Source organism: Pedobacter vanadiisoli (genome assembly GCF_042684385.1).
Taxonomy (GTDB): domain Bacteria; phylum Bacteroidota; class Bacteroidia; order Sphingobacteriales; family Sphingobacteriaceae; genus Pedobacter; species Pedobacter vanadiisoli.
Genome location: NZ_JBHULL010000009.1, coordinates 24,746 through 42,593 on the forward strand (window position 1 = coordinate 24,746; position 17,848 = coordinate 42,593).

Genomic DNA, 17,848 nt, shown 5'->3' on the forward strand with positions numbered 1-17,848 from the left:
CATTATGTTCTTATTTAACTTTTTTTGAAAGGCTTTTATTTTAAGCCTCATAAAAAGAATTGTACCTTTGCACGGTCACTAATAAGTTACTTAATGAGTAATACGAATAGAAAGCAAGATGCATTGGATTACCATTCGCATGGTCGTCCGGGAAAGATACAGGTAGTACCCACAAAACCTACAACCTCGCAAAGGGATTTAACTTTAGCATACTCTCCAGGAGTTGCAGAGCCCTGTTTAAAAATAGCAAACGATAAGGAAGATGTTTATAAATATACCGCCAAAGGTAATTTAGTTGCAGTAATCAGTAATGGAACTGCCGTTTTGGGCCTTGGTAATATCGGCCCTGAAGCCGGTAAGCCCGTAATGGAGGGTAAAGGCCTTCTGTTTAAAATATTTTCTGACATCGATGTGTTCGATTTGGAGCTGGATACCGAAAATGTGGATGATTTTGTGAAAATTGTTAAGGCATTGGAGCCAACTTTCGGCGGAATCAATCTCGAGGATATCAAAGCCCCTGAGTGCTTCGAGATCGAGCGCCGTTTAAAACAGGAGATGAATATCCCTGTCATGCACGATGACCAGCACGGAACCGCCATTATCTCTGGCGCAGCTTTATTGAACGCCTGCGAAATCCAGAAAAAAAAGATCGATAAAATTCAGGTAGTAGTAAGCGGAGCAGGTGCCGCAGCTGTTTCCTGCTCAAAAATGTACCTGAGCCTGGGGGTTAAAAAAGAGAACCTGGTGATGTTCGATATCAATGGTTTAATCGATATCCACCGTACTGATCTCGACGATATCCGAATGGGTTTTGCAACCACCAGAAAAATTGCCAATATCGGCGAAGCCATGAAAGGTGCCGATGTTTTCATAGGACTTTCGGCTGCTAATGTAATTTCTCCTGAAATGTTGATGGGGATGGCTAAAAACCCTATTGTTTTTGCCATGGCCAATCCAAATCCCGAAATTGCCTACGAGCTGGCCATTAAAACCCGTAAAGATCTGATTATGGCTACCGGCCGTTCCGACTATCCGAACCAGGTAAACAATGTATTGGGTTTCCCGTACATTTTCCGTGGAGCACTGGATGTTAGGGCAACCAGCATTAACGAAGCCATGAAAATAGCTGCAGTAAGGGCCATTGCCGAACTGGCTAAAAAATCGGTTCCTGAAGCTGTTAACTTAGCTTATAATGCGCGTAACCTTAAATTCGGTAAAGATTATATCATTCCAAAACCGGTTGATTTCAGGTTAATAACCGAGGTTTCTACTGCAGTGGCAAAAGCAGCCATAGAGAGTGGTGTGGCCAGAAAAATCATTACCGACTGGGACGCTTACAATGAAGAATTGAGGAAACGTTTAGGCTTGGATGATGCCATTATGAGGGCAGTAACCACCAAAGCAAAAATGGCTCCCAAACGGGTGGTATTTGCTGAGGCTGATAATTATAAAATCTTAAAAGCAGCACAGATTGTAAAAGATGATAATATCGCCATTCCGATTCTTTTGGGCAATAAAGATAAAATACAGGCCATTATTGATGAACACGCTTTGGAATTGGAGGGTATTGAGATCATTGATCAGATGCAGAACCCTGATAAAACCAAACAGTACGCCGAGGCACTTTTTAAAAAACGTCAGCGTAAAGGGGTTTCCTCTATGCGCGATGCCACCAAATTATTGAGAGACCGTAATTACTACGGCGCATCAATGGTAGAATTTGGAGAGGCCGATGCCATGATTTCGGGCTTAACAAAAAACTATGCTGCTACCATTAAACCCGCTTTGCAGATAATAGGTGTAAAGCCAGGGGTGAAACGTGTGGCTGGTATGTACATGATGATGACCAAAAAAGGTCCGGTTTTCTTCGGCGATACCACGGTAAATGTTGATCCGACTGCAGAAGAACTGGTCGACATTACTTTATTGATTGATAAATCGGTAAAACAGTTTAACATTAAGCCACGCATTGCGCTGTTGTCTTATTCAAACTTTGGCTCAAATGATGGTGTAACCCCTAATAAAGTAAGGGAAACTGTTAATTTACTTCATAAAAACCACCCTGAAGTGGTGGTAGATGGCGAGATGCAGGGGAACTTTGCTATTAACAATGAATTGCTAAAAGATAACTTTCCTTTTAGTACATTAGCTGATGCGCCGGCAAATACGCTTGTGTTCCCGAATTTGGAATCGGGAAACATTGCATACAAATTGTTACAAGAGCTAGGGGGTGCCGAAGCAGTTGGTCCGATCTTGCTTGGATTAAATAAACCTGTTCATATTGTTCAATTAGGAAGTTCTGTGCGAGAAATTGTAAATATGGTTACTATTGCAGTTGTAGATGTTCAGGCTAAAGAAGAAATTGAAACATCAAAACGAAAAGGTATATTTGGAAAAACAATTAAAAAGTAGAATTACATGTACGCTTATATTGATGGTAAATTGACATTCAAAAACCCAGCATATGTTGTGGTTGAAGCCGGAGGTATAGGTTATCATATTAATATTTCTTTGAATACGTACAGCGCTTTGGGAGGCGAAGAAAGGTGTAAACTCTACACCTGGCTGCATGTAAAAGAAGATGCACATACATTATACGGCTTCGCCGATGAAGGCGAACGCCGTTTATTTTTACACTTAATATCAGTATCTGGAATTGGGCCAAATACAGGTAGAATGATTTTATCATCCATTACACCTCTGGAAATCCAGGCCGCGATTATTAAGGCAGATTTACCGCTCATTCAGCGGATTAAGGGCTTAGGGGCTAAAACGGCACAACGCCTGGTTTTAGAATTACAGGATAAATTAAAAAAAGAAGGGGCAGATTCATTAATTTCTGTTCCTCAACACAATACTGTTAAAGATGAAGCGTTATCAGCATTGGTAATGCTCGGATTCGCCAAACAAACCGCCGAAAAAACTATAGACCAGATTTTAAAAGTGACAGAGGGAACACTTTCGGTAGAGCAACTAATTAAACAAGCTTTAAAAACTTTATAGATCTACTGCCTTTGAAGAGAATATCTACATTTCTGTTTCTCATCCCTCTTTTTTTAATTGCTTCTCAAAACACTTTTTCACAAGTGATTCCAAGCAAGACAGACACTATTGCCTCAAAAAACAACTTCGGTTTAAAAGAAAAAGAACGTTTAGGGCTTAGTCCAGCCGTTAATCCGTTTTATCCTGCCCCCAGCAATTTAAAGCGTGTTGTAGAGTACGATGCCAAAAACAAACGGTATGTAGTAAAAGAATTAATTGGCGAAAAATTTGTTCTAAATACACAATATTTAACTATTGATGAGTACCAGCGACTAGTTAACAGTGAGATAAAACGAGGTAACTGGCGCAGTATTTCAAATGCAGAGGTAAGTGATTACAGAAGCACTGGTATTATTCCCCAGATCCAGGTAAACAGCAAAGCTTTTGAAAAGTTATTTGGAGGAACAACCATCGATATTCAGCCCCGCGGAGAAGCTGAGCTCACTTTTTTGGGCCGGGTAAATAAAAATGAAAACCCACTTTTTAACGAAAGACAACGGGTACAGACGAATTTCGATTTTAACCAAAGGATACAAATGGATCTGGTTGGTAACATCGGAACCAAATTAAAAATTAAAAGCAACTATAATACAGAGGCCCAGTTTGATTTCGAAAACCAGATTAAGCTCGATTATACCGGCGGCCCTGATGATATTATCCAAAAAATTGAAGCAGGTAATGTAAGCTTGCCTTTAAATACCTCTCTGATTACCGGAACACAGGCGCTCTTTGGTATTAAAACACAGCTGAAATTTGGACGCTTAAATGTAACCAGTGTTTATACCCAACAGAAATCGCAATCGAGGGAGATTAAAATTACCAACGGTGCGCAGCAGAACAGTACCACGGTAAGTATTGATAGTTATGAGGCCAATAAGCACTATTTCTTATCGCAATATTTCAGGAACAACTACAATAAAAACCTGGCTAATGCGCCTATTATAACCTCGCCTATCCAGATTACCAAAATTGAGGTCTGGATTACCAATAAGGCCGGTAACACTACCGACTCAAGAGATGTACTGGGTTTGCTTGATTTGGGAGAGAATGTTCCTTTTAACAATATTTTAATTAATGGGGGGACCTCTGGTTTACCAGCAGGAACAACTGCTACGGGCTTCCCTCAGCAATCGAACAATTTGATTGCACAATTAAATGCTTATCAGGGTGGCGCCATACGCCAGACCAATTCTAATGCAGTTTTATCTTTCTTTCAAACCACCCCTGCCAATAGCAGTAATACCGATAACTTTGCCAAACTGATTTACGCCCGTAAGCTTACTGAGCGCGAATTTACCTTTCAGCCACAATTGGGTTATCTCTCATTGAATAATCCTTTAAATGCAGATGAAGTTTTGGCTGTTGCTTACCGTTATACTTATAATGGAGTAGAATACCAGGTAGGTGAGTTTTCTACTGATATTCCTTTTGATGCTGCAAATCCGAGGGTGCTTTATGCCAAGTTATTAAAGAACGAAACTACAAAAATTCAATTGCCAACCTGGGACCTGATGATGAAAAACATCTATTCTATTGGTGGATACCAGATCAGCAGCCAGAATTTTAAACTCGATATTTACCGTATCGATAATGAAACAGGTGTAGATAATCCGGTAATGACAGAGGGACAGAATACCGCAAACAAGCAGTGGATTGCCCTGACCGAATTTGACCGTTTAAATCAACAAAATGAGCGTAAACCAGACGGTGTTTTCGATTTCGTGGCCGCAAATAATGCTTTTGGTTCTTATTCTACCGCCAGCAATGCCAACCAGGCCAGTATGTTCGGTGTGGGTAGCAACGGGCAAACTTCATTGGTTACCAATACCAATTCGGGCTATATTACCATCGATCCGGCAAACGGAAGGATTATTTTTCCTGTAATTGAGCCTTTTGGTAAAGATTTGGCCGCAAGATTTTTGCCTAGTGAGCAGGCTTTGATCAATAAATACGCTTTTACCGCACTTTACGATTCCACTCAGACCATTGCCAAGCAATTGTTCCAGAACCAGAACAGGTATGTAATCAAGGTGAATTATCAATCAGATATCTCTTCTGAATTTAGTTTAAATGCCATTAACGTTCCTGAAGGATCAGTAAAGGTTTTTGCCGGAACCATGCCATTAACGGAAGGTGTCGATTTTACGGTCGATTATCAGGGTGGCCGTGTAAGTATCATCAACCAGGCCCTTTTAATTTCTGGTCAGCCCATCAGGATCACTACTGAAAACAACGAACTTTTTGGCTTGCAGCAACGTTCGCTTTTCGGAACGCGTTTAGATTACCGTGTTAACAACAAACTAAACCTTGGGGGTACCTTCATGAACCTTACCGAGAAGCCTTTAACACAAAAGGTAAATCTTGGTGAAGAACCCATTTCCAATACCATTTGGGGAGCCGATATCAACTACAGTTCGCCTTCGAGGTTTTTAACCAAAATGGTGGATAAGCTTCCGTTCATTTCAACCAAGGCGCCATCAAGCGTAACTTTTTACGGTGAGTTTGCACAACTGATCCCGGGTCATCCGAGGGCATTAAATTTTGCCGGAAGTAAAAATGGAGTAAGTTATCTCGACGATTTCGAAGCATCCAGATCGGTAATTGATTTAAAGAGTGCCATTGCCTGGCAGCTTTCGGGTACGCCGCAGCTTTTTCCTGAGTATGAACGATCCAACGATTTATCGTATGGCTATAACCGTGCACGGATTGCCTTTTATAATATCGACCCTACTTTTTATAATTCTGCTGCTTCTACCACTCCGGCCAATATCCGCAACAACCGGAACGAGCTTTCCAACCACTACGTAAGGGAAGTAATTGAGCAGGAAGTTTTCCCTTTTAAGGAAACTGCAACAGGACAGGCATTGAATATTACAACGCTTGATGTGGCCTATTATCCAACCGTTAGGGGACCATACAATTTCCGTACAACAGATTTTAAGCCAGACGGATCTTTATTGCTGCCTAAAAATAGCTGGGGTGGTTTTCAACGGAAAATCGAAACCAACGATTTTGAGGCCCTGAATGTTGGTTTTATCGAATTTTGGGTATTGGATCCATTTATTTATAAACCAAACTCTGCCGGTGGCGATGTGTATTTCAACTTAGGTAATATTTCCGAAGATATCCTTAAAGATGGAAGAAAATCGCTGGAAAATGGTTTGCCAGCTACTAACGATCCAAGTAAATATGATGAAACCGTATGGGGCCGTGTACCGAAATTGCAGCCCGTTATACAGGCTTTTGATAATGATCCTGATTCGCGCCGTGCACAGGATGTGGGTTTGGATGGGTTATCGGATGCAGATGAGAAAATAAAATTTGCTGCGGCAATCGCACAGATCAAATCGCAATTAAACGCTACTGCAGCTACGGCAATTGATGCGGATCCGGCATCAGATAACTATGCTTATTTCAGGGGACCTGCTTTAGATCAGATCAATGCCGGAATCCTTAAGCGTTACGAAAAATATAACGGAACAGAAGGTAACTCTAAAACTTCACAGCAATCGCAGGCAGAACTGGGTTTGGAAAATTCGGCTTCTACTTCATTGCCTGATGGTGAAGACATCAATCGCGATAACAACATGACCCAAAGCGATGAATACTTTCAGTATAAAGTTTCTATGCGCCCTGGCGATTTAACTGTTGGACAGAACTTTATTACCGATAAGGTTACCTCGCAGGTAAAATTGGCCAATGGAAATACACAGGCAGTTACCTGGTATCAGTTCAGGATTCCGATTGGCCAGTATCAGGACCGTGTAGGTGGTATCCAGGATTTTAAATCAATCCGTTTCTTCCGGATGTTCATGACCAATTTTGCCGATACAGCAGTATTGCGTTTTGCAAAATTACAATTAATCCGTGGGGAGTGGAGGGAATACAATGCTTCGAACCTTGCAGCACAGGTAATTGTCGATCCATCTTTACCGGCACTTACACCAGATAACTCTACTATCGAAGTATCGACTGTAAACATCGAAGAAAACGGTAAACGCTCGCCGATACCTTATGTTACCCCTCCGGGAATTTTGCGTGAACGCGATTATAGCAATTACCGTGGCGATACCAGGTTGAACGAGCAATCGTTATCGGTTACCGTTAAATCATTAAGGGATGGCTATGGTAGAGCTGCATTTAAAACTGCCTATAGCGATTTTAGGTCTTACAAGCATTTAGAGATGTTTGTGCACGCAGAAGCGACAAACAATCAGGTATTGAATAATAATGATGTTGCTGCTTTTTTAAGGATCGGAACAGATAACCAGGATAACTATTACGAATATGTAATGCCTTTAAAGGTAACGAACCCGGGGACGAGCGATCCAGATGCGATATGGCCTGAAGCCAATAGAATGGATATCGAATTAACCCTTTTCCAAAATGCCAAACTTGCCCGTAATGTAGCTAAACTGGCCAACGGACAACCCTGGCCGATCAATGTTCCATTTACCTATACCGATGGCGAGCGGACCATTATAGTAAAAGGTCAGCCTGATATGAGCAAGGTAAGGGTTTATATGCTGGGGGTTAAAAACCCGTTGCGTGCTGCAAATGGTGGAGCCAACCGTGATGACGGACAGGACAAAAGCGCGCTGGTTTGGTTCAACGAATTAAGGTTAACCGAATTTGATGAAAGAGGAGGTTGGGCAGCCACAGGAAGATTGAACTTAAAATTGGCCGATTTTGCAGATGTAAACATTTCTGGAAGTAAATCTACCGTTGGCTTTGGCTCTATCGATTCGAAAGTGAGTGAAAGAAACCGTGCAGACAATGTGCTGCTGGATGTATCTTCATCAGTAGAGTTGGGCAAATTCCTGCCGCAGAAATCGGGGGTTAAGATCCCAATGTTTGTTAATTATTCGAAACAGGTTTCTACGCCACAATACAATCCAAGAACACCAGATATCGAACTGAAAAATGCTTTAGATCGATCGACAAAAGAACAAAAAGATTCGATTTTAAATTTTGCACAGGATTATACGGTTAGAAGAGGTATAAATTTTACCAACGTTAGAAAAGACCGGATGAACAGCACCAAACCTGTGCACTTATGGGATATTGAGAATTTTGCAGTAAGCTATGCTTACACGCAGTACAATCACCGCGATTTTATTAATCAGAACAGCATTCAGAATACTTACAGGGCATCTTTACAGTATAGTTATTCTAAAGAGGCTAAAACGATAGCTCCATTTGAAAAGATTATAAAATCAAATATGCTGGCTTTATTGAAGGATTTTAATTTTAGTATTTTCCCGAGCGCCATTAATTTCAGGATTGACGTAGACCGTTTATATTCAGAAAATACCTTACGGAACAACGATCCAAATAATACCATCGGAGTTTACCGGAGTGGTTATGGAACCACCTTTAATAAAAACTTTACCATGAGCAGGGTTTATGGCATTGCGTGGAACCTTACCCGCTCTTTACAGCTGGATTTTAATGCGACCAACTATTCGATCATTGACGAACCTGATGGAAGAATTGATGGTTTAAAACGCGATACCGTTTGGCAAAACTTAAAACGTTTAGGGCGTACAACCGATTATAACCACAATTTAAATGTTACCTATAATCTGCCGATTGATAAAATCCCCGGACTAAACTGGATTTCGGTAAAAACCCGTTACGGGACCAATTTTAACTGGCAAACCGAGCCCCTTTCTACCTTACGCGATCCTAATATCAATTTGGGTAATACGATCCAGAACAGTAGGACCGTTCAGGTAAATCCTACCTTAACCCTTACTACGCTTTACAATAAATTTGGTTTTATCAGGAATTCAGCCAATGATCAGGATGCAGGCGGGGCTAAAAAGTTTTTCATTAACCTGTTAACAAGTTTGAAAAATGTGAATGCCAGTTTTGTGCAAACCAAAGGTATTTTCTTGCCGGGTTATATGCCTACAACGCAGTTTTTTGGTCTCGATAAGGCTACCGGAGCGCCGGGTCTGGGCTTTGTTTTTGGTAGTCAGCGCGATATCAGGGAAATGGCACTTGGCAACGGCTGGTTAACAACTGATACTTTGCAAAACCAGTTATATGTAAATACACTGCGCGAAGATTTCCAGCTTACCGGACAATTAGAACCATTTAAAGATTTACGGATTACCTTAAAGGCCAATAAAGCACAAACACGGAATTTTTCTACCAACTTCAGGTACGTGGCCAGCGTTTCCTCTTTCGAAAATTTAAGCGCCATTACCACCGGAGATTACAGCATTTCGTACATAGCTTTGGGTACCGCATTTAAAGAAAGCAATTCGAATACCATTTCGGTACTGTTTAACCAGTTTATGGCCAACCGGATTATTATTTCAAGAAGGTTAGGCGCGCAGAACCCTAACTCATCAGGTTTAAACGGAGGTTATGCCGATGGTTATGGTAAAGAAAGCCAGGATGTAATTATCTCTGCTTTTTTGGCGGCCTATTCGGGTAAGGATGCAGGTAAAATGAGCATGAATGCTTTCCCTAAAATCCCACTCCCTAACTGGAATTTAACTTATAGCGGATTAACACGTATTCCTTTTATTGCCGATAAATTTTCATCTGTAGATATCCGTCACGGTTATCGCTCGGTTTATAACATCAATGGATTTAATTCACTATTACGTTACCAGGAAACCAATGGAGCTGTGAGCAGCCGCGATGTAAACAACAACTTCCTGCCCGAATATCAGTTTGCACAGGTAACTGTTTCAGAGTATTTTGCCCCGTTAATAGGGGTTGATACCCGGTTTAAAAATAACCTTACTGCTTCTTTCGAGTTAAACCGGTCGAGGTTACTCGGGCTGAGCCTGGCCAACAGTCAATTGGCGCAGCTATCAGAGAATAATATGGTGTTGGGCATAGGTTACCGTACCAATAAATTCCGTTTCCCTTTTGGCTGGTTTAAAAGCATAAAGATGGATAACAATATGGACTTTAAGCTCGATGTGGCCATCCGCGATAACAAAACAGTCATCTATCGTGCTGATGTAACTGAGGCAGAAGTATCATCGGGAGCAAAAAACATTACCTTAAGGCCAAGTGTAGATTATGTGTTGAATCAGAAATTTAATATCAAGTTGTTTTACGATTCGAATATTACCAAGCCTTATACTTCGCAAACCTTTAATACTTCTTTCAGTAATTTTGGATTTAGTTTAAGGTTTACGTTGAATTAATTGGTTCTCGTTTGTAGAAACATGCTGTATCATAAACAGGTTTCTCTAAAACTTTTAATTCATCATCACACCTCTTATTAAGTGGGGGCCAAACAGACCTCTTACCTGGTGAAGAGAATATTTTACTGAATATGTAGGCTGTGATGAACATTGGAACGTAACTAAATAAAATATAGTCGAAATCCATTGAGAAAATGTTTTTGCTCACAATCAGATAAAGTGTAAATATCACGATGGAATGTACTATGGGCCTGTCGTTGATAAACCTTTTATAACCCGTTTTTTCTGTTAGGTACATATTGAGGCTAATTAACACCGCAATAATCCCTACAAAAATTAACACATGGCTAAACGGAATAATAAAGGTGAAAACATAATTTGTTGGTTTAACTAAGGTGATTAAACCGATATAAGTAAATCCAATAGCTGCGGTAAGAGGAACTGCAGTAAGCAAGGTTGCCAAGCATACTTTTAAAGTATAAACAATCGAAGGTTTCATATTGAGGGTTAATTTGTATATCAATATACATATTATTTATGAGTTTAATATTCACCTGCTGCTCTGCCTGTAACATTTGATTTTTTGTTAAGTTAATTTTTAAGCCATTGCGAATGGATAAACTAAATTGTATTTTTGATGCAGAAACGATAGCAAACGAGATTAAACGAACAACTTATTTTCAAAACATATAAAATAATGAATTTTCCATCAGAATTAAAGTACACTAAAGACCACGAGTGGGTTAGAATTGAAGGTAACGAAGCTTATATTGGCGTAACTGATTTTGCACAGCGCGAATTGGGCGATATCGTTTATGTTGATATTAACACTGTGGGTAGCGAAGTGGCAAAAGAAGAAGTTTTTGGTACTGTAGAGGCTGTTAAAACTGTTTCTGATCTTTATATGCCAGTTACGGGAACAGTATTGGAAGTTAATGCCGAATTAAACGATAATCCGGAATTGGTTAATTCAGATCCTTACGGAGAGGGCTGGATGGTAAAAGTATCTTTGACCAACCCGGCTGAAGCAGAAGGTTTATTAACAGCAGAAGCTTATCAGGAACTGGTAGGCGCTTAATCACTATATTTTGTACAAAACACTAAAACATCAAAAATGGGCCATCCTGTGGACCATCATTGTTTTAGTGTTTTGTAATATGCATATTTCCGATTCCGTTTCGAAAAGCGGTTTTTTCTTTGAAGGATTTGATAAAATGACCCATTTGGGCTTTTTTTTCGTTTTATCAGTCTTACTCTTTTTTGGCAAGATAAAATATCAGCATACTTACGCTTTCAGAACATTAACCATTTTTAAAATTTTGCTGATTAATGCCATAATAGGCGGAGGAATAGAGTTACTACAATGGAAAGTTTTTACCTACCGGTCTGCAGAATGGTGGGATTTTGGATGTGATATGTTAGGCGCATGTATGGCCGTTTTTAGTTATGTACTGCTCCATAAATTGAATTTCAATGAAACCATCACGAATACATCGCTTACCAAAAACAATTGATGTATTCTGAACACTTTCATTACAATTGAAAATAAAATAAAATCGATGAAAACAAGGGTTAGTATTTTCTGTGTAATTGTATCCATATGTTTAAGTGCATGCAGCATCTTTAAAAAGAACTGTAACTGCCCAAAAGTATACTATAAAGTTTATCCTTCACGCCAAAAATAATACCCCGATCCCAATCGACCTTCTTTTCAGGCCTGATGGCCTCTCCAAAAGCTGTATTTAAAATGTTACCAAGCTTTTAACAAACCTTTAAGCTTTTCTGTAGTCTGATAGCTTAGTTATATTTTTATATTTAATTTTTTTTGATGAAAAGAAACATACAGAAGGTAATATTTATTGTACTCCTTTTTTGTGGTTACATCGCTCAGGCGCAAAATACTGGTGCGGTAAACGGTAAAGTAATTAACGCAAAAGATAAAAAACCGGTCGATTTTGCTACCGTGGCACTTAAAAGTTTGAAAGATTCGAGTGTGGTAGCCTCCGTTCAAACCAGTCCTGACGGAACTTTTAGTTTTAAAACTATAGCACCTGGCAGATATCGTATTTATGCGGCCTTTCTAGGCTTAAAAACAGCAACCAAAGATGTTGAAGTAGCTAAAACTACCGTAAATGCCGGTGAAATTGCCATGAGTGACGATGGCGTTGATTTAAATACAGTTAATGTAACCGCAACTATTCCTATCGTGGTAAAAAAGGATACGCTTGAATTTGATGCCAAATCGATTAAAGTACGCGAAAATGCTGTAGTGGAAGACCTGTTAAAAAAAGTACCAGGGGTTGAGGTTGCAAAAGATGGTAGTGTTAAGGCCCAGGGCGAAACCATTACCAAAGTAAAAGTTGATGGTAAAGAATTTTTTGGTAACGATCCTTTACTGGCCACGAAAAATCTTCCTGCCGACATGGTAGATAAGATACAGGTAATTGATGAACTGTCTGAGCAGGCGCAGTTTACAGGTATTGATGATGGAACAAGAAATAAAATCTTAAACATCACTACTAAAAACGGGATGAAGCATGGCTATTTTGGAAACAGTACGGCTGGTTATGGTTCTAATGACCGTTACGATGCCAGTTTAAATGTTAACAAATTTGACGAAGACCAGCAGATCAGCTTTATTGGCCAGTTTAACAATGTGAACAAGCAGAATTTTGGCCAGGGCGGTGGTGTTGGTAACGGTTTCGGTGGTGGAGGCTTTGGCGGTGGCCGTGGTGGTTTTGGCGGCGGTGGAGGAGGTAACTCCGGTGGTAGCGGCGGTATAACCAATACCAATGCGGCAGGTTTAAACTTTGCCGATACCTATAAAGATGGTACCCAGTTCCAAGCCAGTTATTTCTTTAACAAGGCCAATTCAGAAAGTATTCAGAACTCTAATACCCAAAATCTTTTAGGTACGGGAACCACCAATATCAGTCAAGATCTGGATAATACAACCGATCGGATCAACCACCGTTTCAATTTTATGGTGGATACTAAAATCGATCCCTCATTATCAATCAAAATTCAGCCTAACCTGACTTATACAGAAACTGATGGGAACAGTGTTACAAACTATACACGTGATTTTATTACCTCTTTAACAACTGGTTTACAGCGTAACACCACAACAGCTGCTACTCCTGCAGTGAGTAATAATTTGTTGATAAGGAAAAGCTTTAAACGAAGGGGCCGTACCCTTTCCCTAAATGTAAATACCAGTATAAACGATAATGATGGTACCAACCTCAATTACCGTAATGAAAAGATCACAATCAATGGGGTTTCAAGAGATTCGTTAACCAATCAGTTAAACAATACAACCAGTCACTCGTTAAATAATACCGCACGCGTAGTTTATACAGAGCCTTTAAACAAAACATTGAGTGTAGAGTTTAACTATCAGAACGGTTATTCAAACAGCGATTCGCAAAGGGATGTATTTAATTATAATCCATCAACTTTACAGTTTGATATTGTGGATAATACTTTTTCGAATATCTATAACAACCGTACTTTAACCAACGCCTTAGGCGCCAGTTTAACCACAACCGAGAAAAAGTATAACTGGAATATTGGTGTAGCTGCACAACAGACCAATAGGGTAAATACCAATTTAACCACAGGTTTAAAACGTACACAGAATTTTATCAATATTACCCCTTCTGCACAGTTCAGGTATAACTTTAGTAACCGTAAACGCTTGTTTATCAACTATCGTGGTTCTACCACTCAACCGACTATCGATCAGATCCAGCCAATTCCGGATAATACAAACTCGCAGACCATTTATGTAGGTAATCCGGCTTTGAAACCTTCATTTAATAACCAGTTGAGAATCAATTTTAACAATTTCAATATTGAAAATGGTAGGTTTTTCTTTGCAGGTTTAAATTTAACCCAAACATTTAACAGTATTGGTAACAGTGTAGCACAATTGCCAAGCGGGATCCAACAGGTGAGTTACATTAATGTTGATGGTGTTTACGCAGGCAATGCTAATGCAACCTGGTCTTTACCGTTAATGGCAGAGCGTAAATTAACCTTAAACATTTCAGGTAATGGCGCTTACAATAGAAATGTGAATTACATTGTCCCGCAGGGAGGTACCACCTCTGTTAAAAACATTACAAACAGTTATACCATTTCAAACAGTTATAAATTGGTTACCAATGTTGATAAATTCGATTTAACAGGCGGTATAACCGGTAGCTATACCCATTCAACGTTTTCAGCTCAACAATCAGCAAATACACAGTTTTATACCATAAACCCAAGTTTTGATGTGAGTTATGTATTGCCGGGCAATATCAGGCTGGCAATGGACATCGATTACTTCAGAAATTTTGGCGGTGGCGATTTATACAACCAGGAGTACACCATTCTTAACCCTTACATCAGCCGTCAGTTCTTTAAGAACAGGGGAACATTTAAGTTTTCTGTAAATGATGCATTGAACCAGAATACAGGTGTAAGCAGAACAGCCACAGGTACTTCAATTACTGATTTAAATTATAATGTATTAAAACGTTATTACATGTTTTCATTCACTTATTCGTTAACCCGCATTGGCGGAAGAAACATGAGTGGCGATATGCAGATGCCAGGTCAGCGCGGGGGCGGTGGCCGTATGAGAATGTAAATTAATGTCTAATAAAACAAAAAAGGTCCCGGTTAAAAGCGGGGCCTTTTTTGTATTTCAAATGTTACTAAAGCAGAACTAAACCTTTAGCCTAACAGTTAGTCTTTAACCCAACAATCAAACTAACCGGATGAAACAAATTTTTACGCTTTTCCTCATTTTATCATCATTTTATGTTTATGCCCAAAAAACTGGTTCGGTAAGTGGCAGGATAATCCAGTCGAAAGATAAAAAACCAATCGATTATGCTTCAATAGCGATCAAAAATCTTAGCGATTCGAGCATGGTTGGTGCAATAAGTACAAATGAAGACGGAAAATTTGTTTTCAAAAACCTAAAACCCGGTAGTTATAAATTATATGCTGCATTTTTAGGCTTAAAAAATACCACAAAGGATTTTACTATTGCTGCTGATAAAACAGATGTAGCTTTGGGTGATATTGTTTTGGAAGGTGGAGCTATCGATCTTCAAACCGTTGATATCAAAGCCGAAGTTCCGCCAATTGTAGTGAAAAAAGATACCCTTGAATTTAATGCAAGCTCATTTAAAGTAGTAGAGAATGCTGTAGTAGAAGATTTGTTAAAGAAATTACCAGGAGTGGAAGTAGACAAGGCCGGAACAGTAAAAGCACAGGGTGAGACCATTACCAAAGTGAAGGTAGATGGTAAAGAGTTTTTTGGGAATGATCCTTTATTGGCTACTAAAAACCTTCCGGCAGATATGATTGATAAAATTCAGATTATTGACGAACTTTCCGATCAGGCACAGTTTACCGGAATTGATGATGGCTCGCGAACCAAGATCATCAATATTACCACCAGGAAAGATAAGAAAAAAGGTTACTTTGGAAATAGCACAGCAGGTTACGGTTCTAACGACCGCTATGATGTAAATACGAATATTAACCATTTTAACCAGGATAAGCGGCTGAGCATAATTGCACAGTTTAACAATGTAAATAAACAAAATTTTGGAGGTGGCCTGGGCGGGGGAAATGGTGGCAGCACCGGCGGGCGTGGAGGAATTACCGATACAAAGGCCGGCGGATTCAATTTCTCAGATATATATGCCGATCAAACTGAAGTGAGTTTAAGTTATTTCGTTAATAAATCTGATAACCTTATTTTAAGGAACAGTGTAACCCAAAATCTGTTGGGTAATGTAACCACTGTTTTTAATAATAACCAGACCAACAATTCGGATCGCTTAAACCACCGTTTAAATTTCATGATCGATACCAAACTCGATTCCTTAACCTCACTTAAAGTACAGCCTAATTTAAGTTATACCGATAACGAGAGTCTGAACATCAGCAAGTATACCCGCGATTTTAATACCTATATGATCAGTGGTTCGCAAAATCTCAGGAACCACAGTACTGCCCCATCCATCAGTAACAATATTCTATTGAGGAAGAAATTTATGCGCAGGGGCAGGACACTTTCTCTAAACTTCAATACGAGCATTAACAACAGCGACGCAGATAATTACAATAGCAATCCCGAAACCAGGCAGGAAAACGGCGTTACTACATCAAAGACCACTGATCAGTTTAATGACCAGGAGAGTGAATCTATCAGTCAGAATACCCGTCTCGTTTATACCGAGCCCTTGGATAAAACCCTGAGCCTGGAGTTTAACTACCAGAACGGCTATAACCACAATACTTCCGACAGGTTCACTTACGACTTTAATCCGGCTACGTTAAATTATGATTTACGGAATGATTCATTGAGCAATGTTTACGAAAACACCATTTTAACTAATACGGCCGGTTTCAGTTTTAATAAAATGGCCAAAAAGTACAACTGGAATGTGGGGATAGCCGTTCAAAATACCGATCGTAAAAACAATAACATATCACGGGGCTTTATATTAAAGCAGAATGTATTTAACTATACGCCATCTGCCATGTTCAGGTATAATTTTAGCAACAGTAAACGTTTGGTTTTCAATTACAGGGGCAGTACCAATCAGCCTACCATACAACAATTGCAACCTGTACCTAACAATACCAACACACAAAGCATCCCGTTGGGTAACCCCAATTTAAAGCCCGAGTTTAACAATACCCTACGCATTGCATACAATACTTTTACGGTTGGAAAAAACAGGTCGTTATTTGTAAATATAAACCTCACCCAAACCTCCAACAAAATTGCAAACAGCAGCAGCTTAATTGAAAGCGGTATTAACCAGGGTAAATTTGCAGTACTGCCTGTAAACGTGAATGGCGTTTACTCAGGCTCACTATCTTCCTCGTTAAGTTTGCCCCTTATGGCCGAGAATAAGCTTAATTTCCACGTCAATATCAGTGGAAATTACGACCGCGATGTAAACTTTACCAACTCTTTAAAAAATATCACCAATAGCTGGTCTATTACTAACGGCTACCGCTTGGTCTCGAATTTAGATAAACTCGATTTAATAGCGGGTGTAAACGGATCAATCAACCGTGCCACCTATTCAGTACAGCCAAATTCCAATACCCGTTTTTATACCTTCAGTCCCAATATCAATGTAAGCTATTTGTTTCCGGGCAATATCCGTTGGTCAATTGATGCCGATTATAACCAGAATACCGGAAGGGGAGAGGCTTTTGATACCCACTTTACACTAGTTAATTCTTACATCAGCAAACAGTTTTTTAAAAACAGGGGGACTTTTAAAGCTGCGGTAAACGATTTATTGAACGAAAACCAGGGGGTAAGCCGCACCGCCAATAACAACACTATACAGGATGTAAGTTATAATGTGCTAAGGCGTTATTTCATGTTTTCATTTACCTATTCGTTAAACCGCATGGGGGGCAAAAACAGGATTAGGGGAGGTGAAGAAGGCGACCGGAGCCGTGGCGAAAATGGTGGTGGCGGCTTTGGTGGCGGCAGACAAAGAAATTGATCATTTTAGCGTAAACCTGTATAATTTATAGCTGCATATCTTGTTTCTTATTTGGAATAAATCTAAAGAAAGGCTAACTTGCACCAAATT

Annotated in this window: 8 protein-coding genes; 7 read left to right on the forward strand and 1 reads right to left on the reverse strand. The window is 39.7% G+C overall.

All coding sequences use genetic code 11. The features are described 5' to 3' along the window. Window positions 1-93: 93 nt before the first annotated feature. From ACFSR6_RS11375 to sov, 3 genes are read left to right on the forward strand one after another with little or no spacing between them, the layout of a single operon-like run. Entirely contained in the window at window positions 94-2,412 is a 2,319-nt protein-coding gene (locus ACFSR6_RS11375; RefSeq protein ID WP_379078808.1) for an NADP-dependent malic enzyme, read from the forward strand. 6 nt (window positions 2,413-2,418) lie between these two features. Further along, window positions 2,419-3,003, forward strand: a complete 585-nt coding sequence (gene ruvA / locus ACFSR6_RS11380; protein WP_379078811.1) for a Holliday junction branch migration protein RuvA — start codon at window positions 2,419-2,421, stop codon at window positions 3,001-3,003. An 11-nt stretch (window positions 3,004-3,014) separates the two neighbouring features. Then, on the forward strand, window positions 3,015-10,217 hold the full coding sequence (sov, locus tag ACFSR6_RS11385; protein ID WP_456238600.1) for a T9SS outer membrane translocon Sov/SprA: 7,203 nt from the start codon (window positions 3,015-3,017) through the stop codon (window positions 10,215-10,217). Here sov and ACFSR6_RS11390 read toward each other — a convergent pair. Continuing rightward, complete coding sequence (locus tag ACFSR6_RS11390) at window positions 10,204-10,716, reverse strand: hypothetical protein (RefSeq protein WP_379078816.1); 513 nt, start codon at window positions 10,714-10,716, stop codon at window positions 10,204-10,206. The genes sov and ACFSR6_RS11390 overlap by 14 nt on opposite strands. 198 nt (window positions 10,717-10,914) lie before the next feature. Here ACFSR6_RS11390 and gcvH point away from each other — a divergent pair, with 198 nt between their 5' ends. From gcvH to ACFSR6_RS11410, 4 genes are all read left to right on the forward strand, one after another. Further along, window positions 10,915-11,295 (forward strand): glycine cleavage system protein GcvH, encoded by a 381-nt coding sequence (gene gcvH / locus ACFSR6_RS11395; RefSeq protein ID WP_379078819.1) that lies wholly within the window; start codon window positions 10,915-10,917, stop codon window positions 11,293-11,295. A 10-nt stretch (window positions 11,296-11,305) separates the two neighbouring features. Continuing rightward, on the forward strand, window positions 11,306-11,731 hold the full coding sequence (locus ACFSR6_RS11400; protein WP_379078821.1) for a VanZ family protein: 426 nt from the start codon (window positions 11,306-11,308) through the stop codon (window positions 11,729-11,731). A 314-nt stretch (window positions 11,732-12,045) separates the two neighbouring features. Continuing rightward, window positions 12,046-14,856 carry an outer membrane beta-barrel protein gene (locus tag ACFSR6_RS11405; protein WP_379078824.1) on the forward strand — a complete coding sequence of 937 codons (2,811 nt, stop codon included), beginning with the start codon at window positions 12,046-12,048 and terminating at the stop codon, window positions 14,854-14,856. A 130-nt stretch (window positions 14,857-14,986) separates the two neighbouring features. Continuing rightward, window positions 14,987-17,758, forward strand: a complete 2,772-nt coding sequence (locus ACFSR6_RS11410; RefSeq protein WP_379078827.1) for an outer membrane beta-barrel protein — start codon at window positions 14,987-14,989, stop codon at window positions 17,756-17,758. The last annotated feature ends 90 nt before the right edge of the window (window positions 17,759-17,848 follow it).

Bases quoted from the DNA above. Each gene is read 5' to 3' on its own strand.
- ACFSR6_RS11405 (WP_379078824.1), top strand. From the start codon at position 12,046: ATGAAAAGAAACATACAGAAGGTAATATTTATTGTACTCCTTTTTTGT.
- gcvH (WP_379078819.1), top strand. From the start codon at position 10,915: ATGAATTTTCCATCAGAATTAAAGTACACTAAAGACCACGAGTGGGTT.
- ACFSR6_RS11390 (WP_379078816.1), bottom strand. From the start codon at position 10,716: ATGAAACCTTCGATTGTTTATACTTTAAAAGTATGCTTGGCAACCTTG.
- ACFSR6_RS11410 (WP_379078827.1), top strand. From the start codon at position 14,987: ATGAAACAAATTTTTACGCTTTTCCTCATTTTATCATCATTTTATGTT.
- ACFSR6_RS11375 (WP_379078808.1), top strand. From the start codon at position 94: ATGAGTAATACGAATAGAAAGCAAGATGCATTGGATTACCATTCGCAT.
- ruvA (WP_379078811.1), top strand. From the start codon at position 2,419: ATGTACGCTTATATTGATGGTAAATTGACATTCAAAAACCCAGCATAT.